The sequence below is a fragment of the Pseudoalteromonas prydzensis genome (assembly GCF_011050055.1).
Taxonomy (GTDB): Bacteria; Pseudomonadota; Gammaproteobacteria; order Enterobacterales; family Alteromonadaceae; genus Pseudoalteromonas; species Pseudoalteromonas prydzensis_A.
Genome location: NZ_DRGM01000063.1, coordinates 1 through 18,733, shown reverse-complemented (window position 1 = coordinate 18,733; position 18,733 = coordinate 1). Strand labels below are relative to the sequence as shown.

Sequence of the window (18,733 nt, the reverse complement as noted above, 5' to 3'; positions counted from 1 at the left end):
CTTATGGCCATAAATAATTTGATTGCAATATGACTGCGTATCATAGCAGAGCTTGACTTAAAAATGGATAAAGTAACGGCACGATTAACGCTGTTAGTAAGGCGCTGAGCGCCATAGCAACAGAAGCAAACGCACCAATTTTTGGATGCTCTGTTAAGGCTGCGGCGGTGCCTATTGCATGAAATGCGCAACCCACGGCTACGCCTTGTGCTTGATGATTATAAATGCCTACGAGTTTTAAAATTAGTAGGGCAAATAATGCGCCGAGCAAACCGATGAAAATTACCATTGCTGCCGCTAAAGAAGGTATGCCATCGAGTGCTCCCGTAACTAATAAAGTAATCGGGGTGGTCACTGATAAAGCCGCCACAGAAGCGGCTAATTGAGCCGGCACATCAAATGCCGCACTGAGTAAAGTTGCAACTACAGTGGCATTGATTATTCCCAAACTACAGCTGCCTACGATGAGTAGTAGGTTTTTTCGTATATGTATAAACTGTTGATATAGTGGTAATGCAAGCGCAACAATGGCAGGTTCGAGTAAACTGCTTAATAGTTGACTATGGCTGGCAAATTGTGAGTAGGGCAGTGAAAAGCTCACCAATAATAAGGCCAGTAAAGCAATAGTCATCAAAACAGGGTTAGTTAGCGTTTTTACTATAGGGTAGTTAATAGCCATATTGAGTTTTCTTAGCACTAAAAACACTGCAATTGTAACTATGCCACTCAGCCACCATAAATTATCCACGCTCAGCACGCCCTTTAAATAGGCAGATCATAAAAGCGATCAGTAACATGCTACTTAGCGGCACTAAAATAACGGTGGCGGTTAAAAACTGCCATTGCTGGGTAATGATCGCAAGGTGTTCAATAAAACCCACTCCAGCAGGAATGAAAAATAATGGCATAAAGTTCAGCAGTGGTTTAGCGCAAGGTGTTAAATGATGTTCTTTTACTAATCCTGTTAAAAGCAGGGTGAGTAAAATCAGCATACCTAATAGCGGGGCGGGAAAACTGCCTTGCAGCCAATACATAATTGTTTTTGCTACAGCCAAACAACCTAAAATCAAACAGCTGCTGAGCAAATAAGGCAATATTTTTTTTAGCACAGGGGTTAGGGGATCCATTGATTATTTACTCACTACGGGTCGCACCACACTTCAGCATGTTTTGTCGTTTAAAACTATGCGACTTATTGCTAAACATGCACATTCAGCGAACTTGTTACCAGCGTTTACTGTTTTGATATTCAATGTTATCAGCGCCTTTGGCTTTAGCAATAGCCTTTTTGGTATTGCTATTAATAAGCAGACGAATTTGGCTAATGGTTTCTTTGGCTAAAATTTGCCTTTTAGAAGAGGTAAAACTTTGTTGTGTAACGCGCTTGATTGCCGCTAATGTATCGGGTGAACGAGCTAATAAGGTATTGATCATCGCTAAACAACGCTGTTTTGGATCATCATGTACTTCAGTTATTAACCCCAATTGCAACGCTTTATCCGCACTAATGGGCTCGGCATGACTGGCAAGCCACATTGCATCATCACGTTTAATTAAGCTAGGCAGTATCACGTTCGCGCCCATATCAGGACATAGTCCCCAGCGCGCTTCCATAATGGCTAATTTAGCATCAGGATGAACAATACGATAATCAGCGCCAAGAGCTATTTGTAGCCCGCCACCAAAGCAATTACCTTGAATAATCGCAAATACCGGCACACTTAAAGATTGCCAGCCAAGCACAACGTGCTGCGCTAAATTGCAGTTTCCTGGCAGCCATTTAAACAGCAGCTTGACAATATTAATAGGGCTTTTCATAACCGCGGTAACATCCAGCCCTGCACAAAAATGTTCTCCGTCACCTTGAATAATGACGGCACGGATACTGGCATCGTTGTTAATTTGCTTAATAATTGTTGTTAGCTGTTTGAACATGACAAAGTTTAACGCGTTCTGTTTATCTTGTCGGGATAATGTCACGTAGGCAATAGATTGTTGTTTTTCAAAGTTTATCATGTCAACTCCTCGGACCTGTTTAGGATTAGCTTACGAGTTAATTGAATTGATGTAAAGCATGGCTTTTTAGTTGAAAAATAAGCTGTATTGGCGATGGTTATTGTTAATTTGACATACAAATGATTACAAAGTGGTCTATATTTTTAGCTGAACTAATTGTTATCTCATCGTTCAATATAGCCACTAAGCGCAACGTTGCGTTTAAGCACAATTTGAAAATAACCATAAAGGTAGGATCCGCAAACTACCAAGGAGAAAAAATCATGCTAACACGGTTCACGCCTAGCATTTTAGGAACTTACATGTCACTGGCGATTAAAGGCGTTGTAGGGACAACATTAATTGTATCTTTAGTTGGTTGCTCAGATGACAACGCGACAAAACAAGTGGCTCCTGCTCCGGCGGTTTCTGTGTTTAATGTGGTGACTCAGGAAGTGGGGGATTATCGAGAGTTTGTTGCTCGTACACAAGCTCATCAAGAAGTGAAAATTCGTGCTCGTGTTGAGGGGGAATTAATTGAACGTCATTTTGACGAAGGTTCATTTGTTGAAAAAGGACAGTTATTACTAAAGATTGACCCAAGTGAATATCAATCGTCTGTCGCTGAAATTGAGGCGGACTTAAAAAGTAAACTTGCTGGTCAAGACGGCGCATCTCGCGATTTAAAACGCGGTAAAGAAGTCGCCGCGCAAGGGTTTATCTCGCAATCTGATTTAGATAAATTAATGACTAAGTATGAGCAAGCTACTGCGGCTGTTATCTCTGCAAGGGCAAGCCTTGAAAAAGCAAAATTAAATCTAAGTTACACCGAGATTAAAGCGCCGTTTGCAGGGCGTATTGGTAAGGTGAGTTATGACGTAGGTAATATTGTTAGTCCTTCATCAAATGAATTGGCGGAATTGACCGATGTGGATCCAATTTATGTCAACTTCCAAGTCGAAGAAGGCGATTACATTAGCTACCGTCAAAAACATCAAGACAGTACTAATAACCCGCAAAACGTACCAATAGATTTATCCCTGCGTTTGCCAAATAACTCGGACTTGGGGGTAAAAGGGCTGTTAGATTTTGCCGATACGAAAATTGATCGCAGCACCGGTACTGTTGAGCTAAGAGCGACATTTGCCAATCCACAAAATATTATCATGCCAGGCTTGTTTGTTACTTTGATTGTTGAAAGTAAAGATAAGCAACTGCAAGCACTTATTCCTCAAGCTGCTGTACAAGAAAATCAACAAGGTAAATTTGTACTCGTGGTGGGTGAAGATAACAAAGTTGCAACGCGGATTGTGCAACTAGGACGACGTATTAATGCGATGTGGGTCGTTAAATCAGGCTTAGAAGAAGGTGAGCAAGTCATCGTTGAAGGTTTGCAAAAAGTCCGTCAAGGGGCTGAAGTCAAACCTGTAGAAAAAGTAGTTGATCACACCACCGGAACTATTTCTAACAAAACTAATGCTGCTAGCTAACAGGAGCGCACATGATCAGTAAAACGTTTATCGCGCGGCCAAAGTTTGCCTTAGTTATTTCGATAGTGATTACGCTAGCGGGTTTGATTTCAATGGCATTACTACCGGTGAATATGTACCCAGAAATTACTCCCCCACAAGTACAAATTACTGCCACTTATCCAGGTGCTAGCGCACAAATTGTAGAAGAATCGGTGATCCGACCCATTGAAGAGCAAGTCAATGGTGTTGAAAATATGATGTATATCGAATCCAGCTCGACTAATAACGGCACTGCGAATATCACTGTGTACTTTAAAGTTGGTACTGACACTGATATTGCACAAGTGAATGTACAAAATCGAGTGGCACTTGCAGAGCCCGGGTTACCTAGTGAGGTAACACGCCAAGGTGTTTCGGTTAAGAAAAAGTCCAGTTCAATGTTACTCGGTATTAACTTGTACTCGAATCAAGAAAATATCGATGCAATATTTTTAAGTAACTACGCAACTAATTATTTAACCGAGCCGCTAGGGCGAATTCCTGGCGTGGCGTCTGCTGAAGTGATGGGGGAAAAAACCTATTCTATGCGTTTATGGTTACGCCCCGATAAAATGGCAGCTTTAGGGCTGACAGTAGGTGAAGTGCGAGGCGCATTACAAGAGCAAAATACCATAGTGGCAGCGGGTAAACTAGGTGCGGCACCGAGCTTACCAGGTCAGCAATTTGAGTATTCAATTCAAGCTAAAGGGCGCTTAAAAACCCCAGACGAGTTTGGCCAGACCATTATTCGCGCGAATAAAGATGGTAACTTCGTACGTTTAAATGATATTGCGCGGATTGAACTTGGCTCTGTGGATTACAGCATCAATGCAAAGTTAAATCAGCAAGATACAGCATTTATCGTTATTTACCAATTAACCGATGCTAATGCAACACAAGTAGCAAATGATGTGAAGGCAACCATGGCAGAGCTTGCTAAACAGCTACCAGATGGAGTGGAGTTCTCAATTCCTTATGACACCACTGAGTTTATCGAACGCTCTATTGAAGAAGTAATTGTTACGTTATTTCAAGCGGTAGGTTTAGTTGTGCTAGTGGTATTTTTGTTCTTACAAAATTGGCGTGCGACACTTATCCCAACGATCGCAATTCCCGTCTCTTTAATTGGTACTTTTGCTTTTATGATGGCAATGGGTTATTCAATTAACTTAATTACTTTATTTGGTTTAGTGCTCGCGATTGGTATTGTAGTTGATGATGCGATTATCGTGATTGAAAACGTTGAGCGGATCCTCAAAGAAGAACAGCTACCAATTAAAGAAGCGGTCACTAAAGCAATGGATCAAGTGACAGGGCCTATTATTGCGACCACATTGGTGTTGCTAGCGGTATTTGTACCGGTAGGCTTTATGCCAGGTATTACTGGTGAGCTGTATAAGCAGTTCTCGGTAACCATTTCGTTCGCGGTGCTTATTTCGTCGGTCAATGCATTAACATTAAGCCCCGCTTTATGTGCGTTATTGTTAACTGAAAAGTCAATGAAACCAATTAAGTGGTTGGCACCAATTGAAAATGCTATTACTAAATCGACGTCTGTTTACAGTAAAATAATTCACTTTATTTTAAAGCGCTCAGCGCGGATGGCCATTGTTGCGTTAGTGATTTTTGTCGCTGCCGGTTGGCTGGCGAAGAGTGTGCCAACGGGTTTTGTGCCGGCAGAAGATCAAGGCTTTGTATTTGTAGATGTGCAATTACCTGATGCTGCGGCCTCTGGACGTACTTCAGATGTCATGCATAAAATAGGTGAAATTGTAAAACAAGAGCCAGCGGCAACTGATTTTATTGCGGTGTCTGGGTTCTCTTTATTAGGTGGTGCGGGATCAAATAACGCGCTTGGCATTGTTATTTTAAAGGATTGGGAAGAGCGCACCACAACAGAGCTCGGCTTGAAGTCGGTGATCGGCCGTTTGATGGGGCAATTATGGGCGATGCCAGATGCACAGGTTATGGTGTTCAATCCACCGCCTATTCCGGGGTTAGGTGCGAGTGCGGGATTTGAGTTCCGTTTGCAAGACAGTGAGGGACGCGATCCGACTGAGCTGGCGCAAGTACTTAATGGTTTAGTTTATGAAGCGAATCAACACCCAAGTTTAAGTAGTGTATACAGTACTTTTAGAGCGAATGTTCCACAGTACTTTTTAGAGATAGATCGCAATAAAGCGAAAGCTCAAGGGGTTGCTTTAAGTGATATATTCTTAACGCTGCAAGCTCAGTTAGGTTCACTGTATATTAATGATTTCAATCAATTTAGCCGTACTTATAAAGTCATAATGCAAGCTGAAAGCGAGTTCCGTAAAAACCCTGCTGACTTACAGCATTATTTTGTTCGCAATGACGAAGGTGATATGGTGCCACTTACCACGCTTGCTAAACTTGAGCCAATTCTTGGTCCAACAACCTTGAATCACTTTAATTTGTACCGCAGTGCAAGTATTAGTGGTCAAGCCGCCGCTGGTTTTTCAAGTGGCGATGCAATCGCAGCAATGCAAGAGCTTGCCGAACAACTACCGAGTGGCTATATATTTGAATGGGCAGGGCAATCTAAACAAGAGATTGAAGCCGGCAATATGGCACCTGTGCTGTTCGCATTGGCGGTTATCTTTGTGTATTTATTCTTGGTGGCACAATATGAAAGTTGGACCATTCCGTTCTCCGTTATAGCGGCAATCCCGTTAGCAATGTTTGGTGCTATGTTAGCGCTCTACGTGCTGGGGATGGAAAATAATATTTATGCGCAGGTCGGTTTAGTACTGTTAATAGGTATGTCGACCAAAACCGCTATTTTGATTGTTGAATTTGCGATGGAAGAACGCCTTGCTGGTAAGAGTATATTCGATGCCGCATTGAGTGCAGCGAAAATGCGCTTTCGTGCGGTATTAATGACGGCACTATCATTTGTACTTGGTGTATTACCATTAGTATTTGCTACCGGTGCTGGGGCTGGAAGCCGCGTATCACTGGGTGTAACTGTACTTGCGGGGATGTTAGCAGCGACGATATTTGGTACCTTACTAGTACCGCTATTTTATAGCTTGGTGCAAGCAATGCGTGAAAAAGTAAAAGGCACAGCGACGACACAAGAGTAAAATAAGCCTTGTATAAAAAAAGTCAGGGAAACCTGGCTTTTTTTTGGCAAAAATTTGCTGAGGTTTGATACTATATCCCGCATTAGCATCATGAAAGGTTTATGGCGATGACAGGACCCCGTTTATACAGCGAAGAAGAAGTAACACATCAAGCTTACGATATCTTTTTAGAGTTAGCCCCAGACAACCTCAGTGAGCAAGATGTTGCAGACTTTAATCAACACCGTGAAGAACTTGGTTTCATTGAAGAAGGTGAACCGGATGAGCAATGGCATGACTTTGTTGCCTTGGAAATAGAACCGGAATTATTTATTCAGGTTTTGGTGGGTCTTGAATTCGATAATCAAGATATTTTATTTGCTAAGATTTTGATTAGCCGTGATAAAGATGCCCCGTTTTGCCATATTCTGTGGAAAGATAGCGAATAATATCGATGTCGTACTTGTGTGAAAGTCGCCGTATTTTTAACCTCAGTAAAGTGAGCGTACAGTGATCAGAATATTACTGTTATTGAGCTGTTTGCTGAGTTTAAACGTTTGGGCTGTTGACCCTTTTGAAGATTTTCATGAGTATGGACAACTCTCCGATGAAGAGATCCATAAAATCCATCAGGGTGAACTTTTATACGGTGATACGGAGTTTGGCTTTATTGTTAGCCGCGGTAATACCAATTCGACCAGTTTAAAGTTCAAAGGTAATTTATACCAAGATCTCGAGAAGTGGCGCAATCAATTCAAAATAGACAGCTTATATAAACGCGACCGTAATGAAACCACAGGCAATGATGAAGTATCAGCTAACCGTATTTTTCTCTCAGCGCAGGGCAATTATAAGGTTGGGGTAAAAAATGCATCATTCTTTATGTATGGCGATTACGAAGAAGATGAGTTCAGTGGTCTTGATTTCAAAAGTACATTAGCGGCAGGTTACGGTAATCGTTTATATCAAGGAGTAAAGAACCAAGTTGATTTTGATCTAGGGCCTGGTTTATACCGCTCGGTGGCAGAAAGTGACGCTGAACTTGAAGACGATGAAGATAAAACCAAAACCGGTTATTTGTTACGGTTAGCACTGCAATGGGAGCGTACGGTATCGACACGTACTCGTTTTAATCAAGATTTAAGTATTGAGCAATCTTTATCAGGGCTAAACTCTCGTTTAAAGTCAGAGACCTCATTGATAAGCCAAGTAATGGGCGCTGTATCATTAAAGTTTGCTTATTTATATCGTTATAATTCTAAGCCGGAAGACGATAAGTTAAAGTTTGATTCAGAGCTAAGTGCGACATTAGTTTATAGTTTTTAAGAGAGTGTTATGTATCAACATAAGCAATTTGCATTGTTCATTTTTGTTATTTTAAGCTGGATTGCCAGCTTTGTCGGTTTAGCTTGGTATTTAATTGGTGCAGATATACCGTTAATGGTATTTGCAGCGATTTTAGTGCTGGTGGGTTTTTTATTCCATGGTTTAACCATTAAAGTGGATAACAGCCAGATCAGCTGGGGTTTTGGTCCTGGTGTGTTTGGTGATAAGTTACAGTTAGCGGATATTATTGCAGCGAAAGCGGTAGAAAATTCTTTTCGTCATGGCATTGGCCTGCGTATTACCCATGATGGATGGGTGTACACAGTGTCAGGATTTAGTGCTGTGCAGCTAACTTTAAAAGATGGCAGTCAATATCGTTTAGGGACCAATGACCAAGCTGGCTTACTCGCAGCCTTGGCGGGTAAAATTAGTCAGCCCGAGGTGGTAGAAACGGTATAATTTGGACAATAAAAAAAGCGCAATAGCGCTTTTTTTATTGTCGCTTTAAGTCGGTATTAGTGATCGTGACCACAACCGCCAGCACCATGAACATGGCCGTGCGCTAATTCGTCTGCTGTTGCATCACGCACTTCAAGTATTTCGACATCAAAGTTTAAGGTGATGCCTGCGAGTGGGTTATTACCATCAACAATTACTTCATCTTCTTGAATATCGATGATCATAACTGATTGGTCACCGTCATCGGTTGAAGCACGAAATTGCATGCCGACCTCAATTTCCATCCCTTCAAACATTGACTTTGGTACTGCTTGCATAAGTTCATCATGGCGTTCGCCATAACCTTGCTCAGGTGGCACTGTCACACTTAACGTGTCGCCAGCTTCTTTGCCTTGGAGAGCATCTTCTAGGCCTTGAATTAAGTAACCGGTACCAACGATAAAAATGAGTGGCTCACCATCAAATGAGTTATCGATAGAGTTTTTGTCATTATCCATTACTGAATAATGCATTTTTACCACTTTATTTGTTGCAATGATCATAGTCACTCCTATTTATTCGTCTTCGAGAGAGTAGGGTAGAGGAAGGATTGATAGCTCTACCGTTGGGGCATGTTTTGCACGCAGTAACTGACTAGGTTCACTGTCGTTTGGCAACACAACAAGGCCAAATAAGGTTTTACTTTGTTGATTGTAGGCTTGGCTGATTAATTTTCCAGCACGGCGCCAGTTTTCACCCATTTGGGTTTCAATCTCTGGCTCTGCGAGCTCGCCATCGCTGTGCCCTGATACGATATACATGGCACGTTTGTTTTTACCAAGGAACTTCATGCGAGCAACGGTTTCTTGGCCTGTGTAACAGCCTTTTCGAAAGCTTATTCCGCCAATTGCTTGCAGGTTAACCATTTGTGGCACGTATTCACCCAGTGCCGCTTCATCGAGCTCAGGCTCACCGGCTAAAATACTATGTTGGTGCCACAGCGCATCATTTTCAAGGGCAATAACATCATCTGGCAGTGAAAAATCAGTATTAACCATCAATAAGACACGGTTATCGGCTAATTTAAGTGCTTTACCATGACTAAAATTACATGCGCTATCTTGTTCATTAAAGTGAATGTTTAATGCCGTTAATGTTGACCTTAAATCATCGCCAATTAGGCCAATTAGTTTGCTGGTATCGGCTTGTATTTCAACTTTTGAAAACACCGCATACTTTTTTAATTCAGTTAAGGATTGTGCAACTTCAACGGCTGATGCGGCTAAATAGTAACTATCTTGATAAGCAAATAGCTTGGCAACACTCCATAGTTTCCCTTTGGCATTGCAGTGTCCTGTCCACAAAAAATTTGTTTGACTGAGCTTATTAATATCTTGGGTAATTTGGCCATGAAGGTAGGCGAGTTTATCAACACCGCTTATGCGGATCAGCTGATGTGATAAAGGGCATGCGTGTACTGTTGACATAAAAACCTGCGTGACAAGAAATGTAGGCGCATATGATAGCGTAGTTAGCGCTGCTGGTATAGGTGCATAAATAGCTGTTTATTCAGGTGCAATTTGTTAAACTGCAAGGCAACTAAGTTTGAGGTAAAAAATGACTGAAATTCACAATAAAGCGCGTATTCGCTGGGCTTGTCGTCGTGGCATGTTAGAACTAGATGTGTTATTTATGCCATTTGTAGATGAGGCCTTTGATTCGTTATCTGCGCAGCAGCAAGCAGTACTACAACGTTTGTTAGAAGCCGATGATCCTGATCTATTTGCATGGTTTATGGGCCATCAAGAATGTAAAGATCCACAGCTGAAGCAAATGGTACAGCTGATTTTAGACCGAGTTCGTGTATAGGTTTATCATTGAAAGTAACATTGCGGACCACAAGCCCTTTGTGGTCTACTTTAGCTTGTTTGCAGTGTGTTACAGCCTATTTTTAACGACTATTTTTGCGCAAATCATTTGTGTGATTAGTTGTGCAATGTGTGGCTTGTTAAGTTGGCAATGGTACAAAAAGTCCCATCCTCAGCAAGGCGTGTTTATATTAGCGCCTCCGCAATGTCGTTTTGAAAATAATACGCTAAAAATAAATGGTCATATTAGTCACAAAAGCCGCGTTTATCAGCACAGTGTTTGGCTCTATATTGAGGGCTTGGCAAGCTCCCACTGGCTGATAATTAACGCCAGTGGGGTTGATGAACTAAGCTTTATTAGATTGAAACGTGCTATTTTGGCTGCTCGTCATGAGCGTGGGGAGTCAAAATAGTTGGCGTTGGATTATCATTTAACTGTGGGTAATCAATGGTGTAATGTAAGCCTCGGCTCTCTTTACGTTCCATCGCACTGCGAATGATAAGTTCAGCGACTTGGACTAAATTTCGTAATTCAAGTAAATTATTACTAACCCGAAAGTTAGCATAATAGTCACGAATTTCTTGCTGCAGTAATTCAACTCGGTGTAATGCACGCTCTAACCGTTTAGTGGAGCGGACAATGCCAACATAATCCCACATAAATAATCGTAACTCATGCCAGTTATGGGTGATCACCACCTCTTCATCTGAGTTAGTCACGCGGCTTTCATCCCACACTGGTAGCTCTTTTAATGCTGGGCTGTGCTGTATTTTAGCTAAAATATCTTTTGCCGCAGCGTGGGCAAATACAATACACTCTAATAAGGAATTGCTGGCCATACGATTCGCGCCATGCAGGCCTGTGTAGGCAACTTCACCAATCGCATATAAGTTATCTAAATCAGTTTTACCGTTGAAGTCGGTCATCACTCCGCCGCAGGTATAGTGCGCGGCAGGGACCACCGGAATGGGATCTTTTGTGATATCAAGACCGACACTTAAGCATTTTGCATAAATGGTAGGGAAATGCTCAATGATAAAATCTTTATCTTTATGGCTTATGTCTAAATACACACAATTAGCACCTAAGCGCTTCATTTCAAAGTCGATAGCGCGTGCAACAATGTCTCGCGGGGCAAGTTCTTCACGCTCATCAAAGTCTTTCATAAAGCGTGTGCCATCTGGGCGTTTTAAATACGCGCCTTCGCCACGCATTGCTTCAGTAATTAAGAAATTTTGTAATTCAGGGTGATATAAGCTGGTCGGGTGAAATTGGTTAAATTCCATATTTGCCACGCGACAGCCCGCACGCCAAGCCATGGCAATGCCATCACCACTGGATACATCAGGATTCGAAGTATATAAATAGACTTTACTGGCACCACCGGTGGCCAACGCGAAAAACTTGGCTGAAATAGTTTCAACGCGTTTAGCACAGCGGTTCCACATGTAGATCCCATGAATGTGTTTGCCTGTTTGCGCTAATTTTTTATCACCAATTAAATCAATGGCATTATATTGTTCAAGCAAAGTGATATTGGCATGCGCTTGCACTTGGCTGATCAAGGTTGTTTGTACAGCACGGCCAGTAGCATCGGCGGCATGTAAAATACGACGATGGCTATGACCACCTTCACGGGTTAAATGAAAGCGCTCTTTGCCTTTGCTATCAAATTCCATATCAAAAGGCACGCCTTGCTCGATTAACCATTGTAGGCAGTCTGGGGCATTACTTGCAGTATAATGAACGGCATTTCGATCACATAAACCACCGCCAGCGTCTAAGGTGTCTTGCACATGTGACTCAATGCTGTCATTCTTTTTATCGAAGACGGCGGCAATGCCGCCTTGCGCATACAGTGTGGAACCTTCCGTTAATTCACCTTTACTGATCACGGTAACGTTACAGTGATTAGCTAAAGAAAGTGCTAATGAGAGGCCGGCAGCGCCGCTACCAATAATAGCGACATCCGCGATGTGGTGTTTATTTTGGTTCATGTCCGTGGTCTTTGCGGTTACAATGCCCGATACTCGTTTATAAATAGTAATGAGCAAATAATATTATGATAGGCGTATATGTATCATATTTGGCGCAACACTATTAGTGATTTTCATCGTTTGCGAGCTAATTTATGGTCTATCCTATAAAAAAATAATATTAAACAGAACTTTTCATTCATACAGTAGTCAGAGTATTTGTAAACAATGGCAGGATATGAATGACAAGCAATAATCAGACAGAGGAGTACCGGCTCGAATGAGCGAGCAGGATTTGGATTTAGCGCTAGTAAAAAGGGTCCAGCAGGGCGATAAAAATGCCTTCAATCTTTTAGTAAAGAAGTATCAGAATAAAATAGCCGGTTTGATTTCACGTTATGTATCAAATCAAGGTGATATTGCTGATGTTGCTCAAGAAGCTTTTATTAAAGCATATCGCGCACTTCCAAACTTTAGAGGGGACAGTGCCTTTTATACTTGGTTATACCGTATCGCCGTTAATTGTGCTAAAAATTACTTAGTGGCTCAGGGTCGCAAACCGCCAGCAAATGATATCGATGCTGACGACGCCGAATTTTATGATGGCGCGGATGCAATGCGCTCAAATGCATCCCCTGAGAACTTGTTATTAAGCGAAGAAGTTCGTGCAGTGATTTTTAACACCATTGATAGTTTGCCTGAAGATCTTAAAACTGCGATCACCCTACGAGAAATCGAAGGGATGAGCTATGAAGAAATAGCCGTGGTGATGGATTGCCCAGTCGGGACGGTACGTTCGCGTATTTTCCGTGCCCGTGAAGCAATTGATAACAAATTAAACCCATTAATAGGCGAGTCTTAATATGACAAAAGCACACGTTAACAAGTTGGATAATCAGCATCTATCCGCATTACTTGACGGCGAACAATCATTAACTGACGAGGTTATTGCGCAGCAAGATGCAGCAACCTTAGGACGTTATGCGCTAATCGGTGATGTAATGCGTGCTGAGTCTGAGGATGCCTTCGTCTTTGATATAAGTGATAGTGTGGCAAAAGCGCTCGAAAGTGAGCCTGTCTACGCTGATTTTACTCAAAAAGAGTCTCAACCTGCAGCTATCGCGGCAACGGGCACTGATAATGTCGTGGCATTTAACTGGCGTAAGCCTGTGGCGCAGCTAGCAATTGCAGCGAGTGTTGCTATGTTTGCCATCGTTGGTATTCAGACCTTGCCACAAGGTGAGAATTCGCCAAACAATGAAATTCCAATGTTACAAACAACACCAGTAACAGGTATGGCTTCACCAGTTAGTTATTCATCAGAACCCGCTCTACAAAATGCAGAGCAAGGCTTACGTGAATTACAACAGCAACGTATTGGTGCGTTAGTATTAGAGCATCAACGCCAAGCACGTGTTGCATATTCATTAGAAAAAGCTCACACTGAGGCGCAAGCCGAAGAGGAAAAAAACTAATTAAATGAAAGTAATTACTTTTATTTTGTCGTTGGTACTAATGGCCCCTGCCTTTGCTGACGACGAAAACCCCGCAAAACAGCTATTGCTCAAAATGGCTGACGCCGTCCATAACCGTAACTTTGACGCATCCTTTGTGGTTGTCAAAGGAAAATCAATGGAACCGTACCGTTGGTTACATGCAAAACAAGGTAATACCGAACTCGAACATTTGAGCTTACTCAATGGTGCTGGGCTTGAAATGGTGCGAATTGATAGTCAGGTCACCTATTTTGAACCGCAGTCTGAGCCATACTCAATTGATACTGATTCAATCGCAGGTCCCATCCCTGAAGTATTGTTTAAAGATATCGAACGTTTAAGCCAGCATTATGATTTTGTCCTTGGTGGTAAAGGCCGTATAGCTGGGCGTGCAGCGCAACTTGTTCGGATAGAATCAAAAGATGAATATAAATTTAATTACTGGCTGTGGCTTGATGCGGAGTCATCGCTATTACTAAAATCTGCTTATGTTAATCACGATGGTGAAATGATAGAGCAGTTACAGTTAACCCATATTAGTGTAACTGAAGAGCCTGCTGCGTTATTACTGGAAATGCTTAATCGTAAGTTTCCTACGCCATTACCTACAACGGCAATTTCTCAAAGAAAAGCAAGTAGCAGTAGCAATAATTGGCAAATTGGCTGGTTACCTGATGGTTTTAGCTTATTAAAGTCAGACCGCCATAAGCTGGATTTAAACAACGAACTCACGGACTATTACCTCTATTCAGATGGTTTTGTAGAAGTCTCTATTTTTGTACAACGTCCACTACCAGGGCGCAGACCCAGTGGGGCTTTATCGTCTGGTGCCACCACAGTGTATGTGCATAATAGTGGCAGCTTTGATGTGTCGGTAGTGGGGAATATCCCTGCCACGACAGCTAAAGCGATTGCTGAATCGGTTGCAAGACCTTTGTAATATAAGCTGATAATGATAGAACAAACTCTTACAGTGGTGTCGCTTGATGGCGCCACTGCGCATTTAGAAGCCCAACAAAAACAAGCTTGTGCAGGTTGTAATGGTCGTTGTGGCTCACAAGTTTTTAGCAAGCTATTCGGCACGGCTAAAAAAACCTTTCCCTATCGATTTGAAGTTCCTGTGGTTGTTGGGCAAAAAGTGACCTTAGCGTTAGATGACAGTCATATGGTTAAGCATGCTTTTGCTGTGTATATGTTGCCTCTGGTACTAAGTTTAGTCTTTGCGTTAACGGCCGCAGAGGTTTTGTCTGCGCCTGAGTGGTTGCAAATTATTGCCGCTATAGGCGGTGGTTTTACTGGCTTTGCTATTGCTAAGAGCCGAGTGAAAAGCCTAAGACACGATATAAAAGTAATAAAAATTCACCCAATTAGCCTTCCTTTAACTCAAATAGATGGTGATTGAAGCCAATTAAATGTAAAATTGCGGCTTTATACACTCAGTCCATTAAAATAGAAGTTTAGAATCCAGTTTATGAAGCATATCCGTAATTTTTCGATCATCGCCCATATTGACCACGGTAAATCGACCCTTTCAGATCGTTTGATCCAAGTTTGTGGTGGTTTAACCGACCGCGAAATGCAAAAGCAAGTATTGGATTCAATGGATATTGAGCGTGAGCGTGGTATTACCATTAAAGCGCAAAGTGTAACGCTAAATTATAAAGCTAATGATGGCAAAACTTACCAACTTAACTTTATCGACACCCCAGGACACGTTGACTTTACTTATGAAGTATCGCGTTCATTGGCTGCCTGCGAAGGTGCATTATTGGTTGTTGATGCAGGTCAAGGTGTAGAAGCACAAACGCTAGCGAACTGTTACACCGCGATAGAAATGAATTTAGAAGTCATTCCGGTACTGAATAAAATCGATTTACCACAAGCTGATCCGCTTCGTGTAGCTGAAGAGATTGAAGATATCATTGGTATTGATGCCTTAGATGCGGTGCAATGCAGTGCTAAAACTGGCGTGGGTATTGCTGAAGTACTTGAAATGATTGTTAAGGACGTGCCACCACCTGTGGGTGACAAAGACCAACCGCTACAAGCACTGATTATCGACTCGTGGTTTGACCCGTATCAGGGCGTTGTCTCGTTAGTACGTATTAAACACGGTGAATTACGTACCGGCGACAAAATAAAAATTATGTCGAATGAGCATATCCACACCGCAGATCAGGTGGGTGTTTTTACCCCGAAACAAACCAATACCGGTATTTTAAGAACCGGTGAAGTAGGTTTTGTAATTGCGGGCATTAAAGAAATTCATGGTGCACCAGTAGGTGATACGATCACCCACCAGAAAAATCCGGCACCGGAGCGTTTACCTGGCTTTCAAAAAATTAAACCGCAGGTTTATGCTGGTATGTTCCCAATTGCCTCGGATGAGTATGAATCGTTCCGTGATGCGCTGAATAAATTAAGCTTAAACGATGCGTCGTTATTCTTTGAACCAGAGAATTCAACCGCGCTTGGTTTTGGTTTCCGTTGTGGCTTCTTAGGCATGCTGCACATGGAGATTATTCAAGAACGTTTAGAGCGTGAATACGACATCGACTTAATTACCACTGCTCCAACGGTAATTTACGAAGTTGTAACCAAAGAAGGCACTACACAAATTGATAATCCATCTGATTTACCTGCCGTAAACGATATTTTAGAAATTCGTGAGCCAATGGTCGAAGCCAATATTCTTGTGCCGCAAGAGTATTTAGGCAGTGTTATTACTTTGTGTATCGAAAAACGTGGTATGCAAACGAAAATGAGTTATCACGGTAAGCAAGTCGCTGTTACTTACGAACTACCGATGGCTGAAGTGGTGATGGACTTCTTTGATAAGTTAAAATCAACCAGTCGTGGCTTTGCCTCGCTTGATTATAACTTTAAGTATTTTCAAACATCTGACATGGTTCGCGTCGATATTTTAATTAATGGTGAACGTGTTGATGCACTTGCTATTATTGTACACAGAGACAGTGCGCAATCACGTGGTCGTCAATTAGCCGATGCATTGAAGGAATTAATTCCTCGTCAAATGTTCGATATTGCGATTCAAGCGGCAATTGGCCAACATGTTATTGCCCGTACCACGGTAAAGCAATTACGTAAAAACGTAATTGCCAAGTGTTATGGTGGTGATGTGAGTCGTAAGAAAAAGCTTCTTCAAAAGCAAAAAGATGGTAAAAAACGAATGAAACAACTTGGAAACGTTGAAGTGCCTCAAGAAGCATTTTTAGCAATTCTTAAAGTTGGTAAATAAATTTCGTAATCCAATTACGTAAGATAAAGGATGTAATGCATGGCAGGTTATTTTTCAATATTTTTAGTGTTGCTAACACTTGGCTCAGGCTTAATTTGGTTAATTGACCATTTTATGTTTGCACCAAAAAGGCAGCAACGCTTGGCTCTGGCGCAGAGTTCTGCAGGCGGCGAGCTAGATGAAGAAACTGCTGCATTGATCGCACCTGAGCCGACTATCACGGAAACCGCGAAATCTATTTTCCCGATGATAGCGGCGATTACGATTTTTAGATCGTTTTTATTTGAACCGTTTCAAATACCGTCAGGTTCAATGATGCCAACACTCTTAGTTGGTGATTTTATCTTAGTACAAAAATATTCGTATGGCGTAAAAGATCCCGTTTGGCGCTCACAATTAATCGATGTGGCTGAGCCTGAACGTGGTGATATTGTGGTATTTAAATACCCTTTAGATGAGCGAGTAGATTACATTAAGCGTGCTATCGGTTTGCCGGGTGATAAAATTGTTTACCGTGACAAGCGTTTGTATATTCAACCAAATTGTGCAGAGGGAGAAGCACAACAAGGTGATTTACTGTGTAATGAATTTAATAAAATTGATATGGAGATCATAAATCGTGATGAATTTAAACAAGGCTCTATGGATTTAGTGCGTTTAAATGAAAATTTAACTACGCTAAAACATGATATTTTAATAAACCCAGAAGCGCTGGAAATGAAAGGGCGTTACTATCAACAACCGGGTACACGTTCTGATGAATGGGTAGTGCCGGCTGATCATTATTTTATGATGGGTGACAACCGCGATAACAGCCAAGATAGTCGCGTATGGGGCTTTGTGCCAAAAGAAAACTTGGTGGGTAAAGCTGTCTTTATATGGATGAGTTTTGAATTTGAGAATGGCCCAGACGACATTTTACCAGGCTGGGTTCCAACTGGTGTTCGTTTTGAACGCCTAGGTAATATTCAGTAACAATGAAAAAAAATGTAACAGAGTTATATAGCAAAATAGGCTACACCTTTATTGATCAAGGATTGCTTGAGCAAGCGATGACTCATCGCAGCCATAAAGGTCAACATAATGAACGCTTAGAGTTTTTAGGCGATTCAATTTTAAGTTTCGTGATAGCGAATGCTTTATATAGTAAGTTCCCTAAAGCGCGCGAAGGTGATTTGAGTCGTATGCGCTCTACACTTGTGCGTGGGCAAACCTTAGCTGAGTTTGGTTTAGAGTTTGGTTTAGGTGATTACTTGCGCTTAGGGCCAGGTGAGCTTAAAAGCGGTGGTTTTAGACGTGAATCAACCTTAGCCGATGCTGTTGAAGCAATCATAGGTGCCGTATTTTTAGACGCTGGTATTGATGTGTGTGGTGATTTAATTTTAGCTTGGTATGAAATGCGTTTAGACGCCATTTCACCGGGGTTAAACCAAAAAGATCCTAAAACACTATTGCAAGAGTACTTACAAGCCCGCAAATTACCTTTGCCAGGCTATACTGTAGTAGATACCAAAGGTCAGGCGCACAATCAAACGTTCACGGTAGAATGTATTGTTGAAGGTATGGATAGCATTATCTCAGTGGGCAGCTCTCGTCGTAAAGCTGAACAAAAAGCTGCTGAAAAAGCATTAAAGATACTTAAAAATGAATCTTGATACATTGATCCAACCTCACAACGGTGATGTTGATACCTTTTGCGGCATGGTCGCTATTGTTGGCCGCCCAAATGTAGGTAAATCTACCTTGCTTAATGAAATTATTGAGCAGAAAGTAAGTA

Annotated in this window: 21 protein-coding genes; 15 read left to right on the top strand and 6 right to left on the bottom strand. The window is 41.8% G+C overall.

What is annotated here, in order from left to right:
- Positions 1–40: 40 nt before the first annotated feature.
- From ENH88_RS05820 to ENH88_RS05810, 3 genes are all read right to left on the bottom strand, one after another.
- On the bottom strand, positions 41–748 hold the full coding sequence (locus tag ENH88_RS05820) for an LrgB family protein (protein ID WP_304180595.1): 708 nt from the start codon (positions 746–748) through the stop codon (positions 41–43).
- Positions 741–1,094 (bottom strand): CidA/LrgA family protein, encoded by a 354-nt coding sequence (locus tag ENH88_RS05815; RefSeq protein ID WP_304180650.1) that lies wholly within the window; start codon positions 1,092–1,094, stop codon positions 741–743. Before ENH88_RS05815 ends, ENH88_RS05820 begins: the two co-directional genes overlap by 8 nt.
- Positions 1,095–1,224: 130 nt before the next feature.
- The gene (locus tag ENH88_RS05810) at positions 1,225–2,016 is read right to left on the bottom strand and encodes a crotonase/enoyl-CoA hydratase family protein (RefSeq protein WP_304180593.1); all 792 of its coding nucleotides are present in this window, start codon (positions 2,014–2,016) and stop codon (positions 1,225–1,227) included.
- A gap of 263 nt (positions 2,017–2,279) precedes the next feature.
- Between ENH88_RS05810 and ENH88_RS05805 the strand changes: the two genes are divergently transcribed.
- From ENH88_RS05805 to ENH88_RS05785, 5 genes are all read left to right on the top strand, one after another.
- Positions 2,280–3,485, top strand: a complete 1,206-nt coding sequence (locus ENH88_RS05805; protein WP_304180592.1) for an efflux RND transporter periplasmic adaptor subunit — start codon at positions 2,280–2,282, stop codon at positions 3,483–3,485.
- 11 nt (positions 3,486–3,496) lie between these two features.
- Positions 3,497–6,613, top strand: a complete 3,117-nt coding sequence (locus tag ENH88_RS05800; protein WP_304180591.1) for an efflux RND transporter permease subunit — start codon at positions 3,497–3,499, stop codon at positions 6,611–6,613.
- A gap of 107 nt (positions 6,614–6,720) precedes the next feature.
- Positions 6,721–7,041: an HI1450 family dsDNA-mimic protein gene (locus ENH88_RS05795; RefSeq protein WP_064666387.1), complete on the top strand. Its 321-nt coding sequence runs from the start codon at positions 6,721–6,723 to the stop codon at positions 7,039–7,041.
- Positions 7,042–7,102: 61 nt separating this feature from the next.
- On the top strand, positions 7,103–7,918 hold the full coding sequence (locus tag ENH88_RS05790; protein ID WP_304180588.1) for a DUF481 domain-containing protein: 816 nt from the start codon (positions 7,103–7,105) through the stop codon (positions 7,916–7,918).
- 9 nt (positions 7,919–7,927) lie between these two features.
- Positions 7,928–8,377, top strand: coding sequence for a hypothetical protein (locus ENH88_RS05785; protein WP_304180586.1), 450 nt, complete (start codon positions 7,928–7,930; stop codon positions 8,375–8,377).
- 56 nt (positions 8,378–8,433) lie between these two features.
- Here ENH88_RS05785 and ENH88_RS05780 read toward each other — a convergent pair whose 3' ends face one another.
- Positions 8,434–8,919 (bottom strand): FKBP-type peptidyl-prolyl cis-trans isomerase, encoded by a 486-nt coding sequence (locus tag ENH88_RS05780; protein WP_304180584.1) that lies wholly within the window; start codon positions 8,917–8,919, stop codon positions 8,434–8,436.
- 12 nt (positions 8,920–8,931) lie between these two features.
- Positions 8,932–9,843 carry a tRNA-modifying protein YgfZ gene (gene ygfZ, locus ENH88_RS05775; RefSeq protein ID WP_304180582.1) on the bottom strand — a complete coding sequence of 304 codons (912 nt, stop codon included), beginning with the start codon at positions 9,841–9,843 and terminating at the stop codon, positions 8,932–8,934.
- A gap of 130 nt (positions 9,844–9,973) precedes the next feature.
- On the opposite strand from ygfZ, the gene ENH88_RS05770 reads away from it, so the two are divergent.
- Both ENH88_RS05770 and ENH88_RS05765 read left to right on the top strand, forming a co-directional pair.
- On the top strand, positions 9,974–10,225 hold the full coding sequence (locus ENH88_RS05770; RefSeq protein WP_304180580.1) for a succinate dehydrogenase assembly factor 2: 252 nt from the start codon (positions 9,974–9,976) through the stop codon (positions 10,223–10,225).
- Positions 10,218–10,637 carry a hypothetical protein gene (locus ENH88_RS05765; protein ID WP_304180578.1) on the top strand — a complete coding sequence of 140 codons (420 nt, stop codon included), beginning with the start codon at positions 10,218–10,220 and terminating at the stop codon, positions 10,635–10,637. The genes ENH88_RS05770 and ENH88_RS05765 overlap by 8 nt, the downstream gene beginning before the upstream one ends.
- Here ENH88_RS05765 and nadB read toward each other — a convergent pair.
- Positions 10,597–12,222 (bottom strand): L-aspartate oxidase, encoded by a 1,626-nt coding sequence (gene nadB / locus ENH88_RS05760; protein WP_304180577.1) that lies wholly within the window; start codon positions 12,220–12,222, stop codon positions 10,597–10,599. The genes ENH88_RS05765 and nadB overlap by 41 nt on opposite strands.
- A gap of 259 nt (positions 12,223–12,481) precedes the next feature.
- Here nadB and rpoE point away from each other — a divergent pair, with 259 nt between their 5' ends.
- The 8 genes from rpoE to ENH88_RS05720 form a co-directional block, all read left to right on the top strand.
- Positions 12,482–13,063, top strand: a complete 582-nt coding sequence (rpoE, locus tag ENH88_RS05755; protein ID WP_064666393.1) for an RNA polymerase sigma factor RpoE — start codon at positions 12,482–12,484, stop codon at positions 13,061–13,063.
- Between the two features lies 1 nt (position 13,064).
- Positions 13,065–13,676 (top strand): sigma-E factor negative regulatory protein, encoded by a 612-nt coding sequence (locus ENH88_RS05750; RefSeq protein WP_304180575.1) that lies wholly within the window; start codon positions 13,065–13,067, stop codon positions 13,674–13,676.
- Between the two features lie 4 nt (positions 13,677–13,680).
- A complete protein-coding gene (locus tag ENH88_RS05745) occupies positions 13,681–14,637 on the top strand; it encodes a MucB/RseB C-terminal domain-containing protein (protein ID WP_304180573.1) in 957 nt (318 codons plus the stop codon).
- A gap of 12 nt (positions 14,638–14,649) precedes the next feature.
- Positions 14,650–15,099 carry a SoxR reducing system RseC family protein gene (locus ENH88_RS05740; RefSeq protein WP_304180571.1) on the top strand — a complete coding sequence of 150 codons (450 nt, stop codon included), beginning with the start codon at positions 14,650–14,652 and terminating at the stop codon, positions 15,097–15,099.
- Between the two features lie 69 nt (positions 15,100–15,168).
- Entirely contained in the window at positions 15,169–16,956 is a 1,788-nt protein-coding gene (gene lepA / locus ENH88_RS05735) for a translation elongation factor 4 (protein ID WP_304180569.1), read from the top strand.
- 39 nt (positions 16,957–16,995) lie between these two features.
- Complete coding sequence (gene lepB / locus ENH88_RS05730) at positions 16,996–17,931, top strand: signal peptidase I (RefSeq protein WP_304180567.1); 936 nt, start codon at positions 16,996–16,998, stop codon at positions 17,929–17,931.
- Positions 17,932–17,933: 2 nt separating this feature from the next.
- Positions 17,934–18,611, top strand: coding sequence for a ribonuclease III (gene rnc, locus ENH88_RS05725; RefSeq protein WP_304180565.1), 678 nt, complete (start codon positions 17,934–17,936; stop codon positions 18,609–18,611).
- Positions 18,601–18,733, top strand: a 133-nt coding sequence (locus tag ENH88_RS05720; RefSeq protein ID WP_304180648.1) for a GTPase, incomplete at its 3' end; no start/stop codon positions are given. The genes rnc and ENH88_RS05720, both read left to right, overlap by 11 nt.

What these genes read in the sequence shown, in the direction of transcription:
- ENH88_RS05810 (WP_304180593.1), bottom strand. Translation starts at nt 2,016, where the DNA reads ATGATAAACTTTGAAAAACAACAATCTATTGCCTACGTGACATTATCC.
- ENH88_RS05805 (WP_304180592.1), top strand. Translation starts at nt 2,280, where the DNA reads ATGCTAACACGGTTCACGCCTAGCATTTTAGGAACTTACATGTCACTG.
- ENH88_RS05800 (WP_304180591.1), top strand. Translation starts at nt 3,497, where the DNA reads ATGATCAGTAAAACGTTTATCGCGCGGCCAAAGTTTGCCTTAGTTATT.
- ENH88_RS05795 (WP_064666387.1), top strand. Translation starts at nt 6,721, where the DNA reads ATGACAGGACCCCGTTTATACAGCGAAGAAGAAGTAACACATCAAGCT.
- ENH88_RS05785 (WP_304180586.1), top strand. Translation starts at nt 7,928, where the DNA reads ATGTATCAACATAAGCAATTTGCATTGTTCATTTTTGTTATTTTAAGC.
- ENH88_RS05780 (WP_304180584.1), bottom strand. Translation starts at nt 8,919, where the DNA reads ATGATCATTGCAACAAATAAAGTGGTAAAAATGCATTATTCAGTAATG.
- ygfZ (WP_304180582.1), bottom strand. Translation starts at nt 9,843, where the DNA reads ATGTCAACAGTACACGCATGCCCTTTATCACATCAGCTGATCCGCATA.
- ENH88_RS05770 (WP_304180580.1), top strand. Translation starts at nt 9,974, where the DNA reads ATGACTGAAATTCACAATAAAGCGCGTATTCGCTGGGCTTGTCGTCGT.
- nadB (WP_304180577.1), bottom strand. Translation starts at nt 12,222, where the DNA reads ATGAACCAAAATAAACACCACATCGCGGATGTCGCTATTATTGGTAGC.
- rpoE (WP_064666393.1), top strand. Translation starts at nt 12,482, where the DNA reads ATGAGCGAGCAGGATTTGGATTTAGCGCTAGTAAAAAGGGTCCAGCAG.
- ENH88_RS05750 (WP_304180575.1), top strand. Translation starts at nt 13,065, where the DNA reads ATGACAAAAGCACACGTTAACAAGTTGGATAATCAGCATCTATCCGCA.
- ENH88_RS05745 (WP_304180573.1), top strand. Translation starts at nt 13,681, where the DNA reads ATGAAAGTAATTACTTTTATTTTGTCGTTGGTACTAATGGCCCCTGCC.
- ENH88_RS05740 (WP_304180571.1), top strand. Translation starts at nt 14,650, where the DNA reads ATGATAGAACAAACTCTTACAGTGGTGTCGCTTGATGGCGCCACTGCG.
- lepA (WP_304180569.1), top strand. Translation starts at nt 15,169, where the DNA reads ATGAAGCATATCCGTAATTTTTCGATCATCGCCCATATTGACCACGGT.
- lepB (WP_304180567.1), top strand. Translation starts at nt 16,996, where the DNA reads ATGGCAGGTTATTTTTCAATATTTTTAGTGTTGCTAACACTTGGCTCA.
- rnc (WP_304180565.1), top strand. Translation starts at nt 17,934, where the DNA reads ATGAAAAAAAATGTAACAGAGTTATATAGCAAAATAGGCTACACCTTT.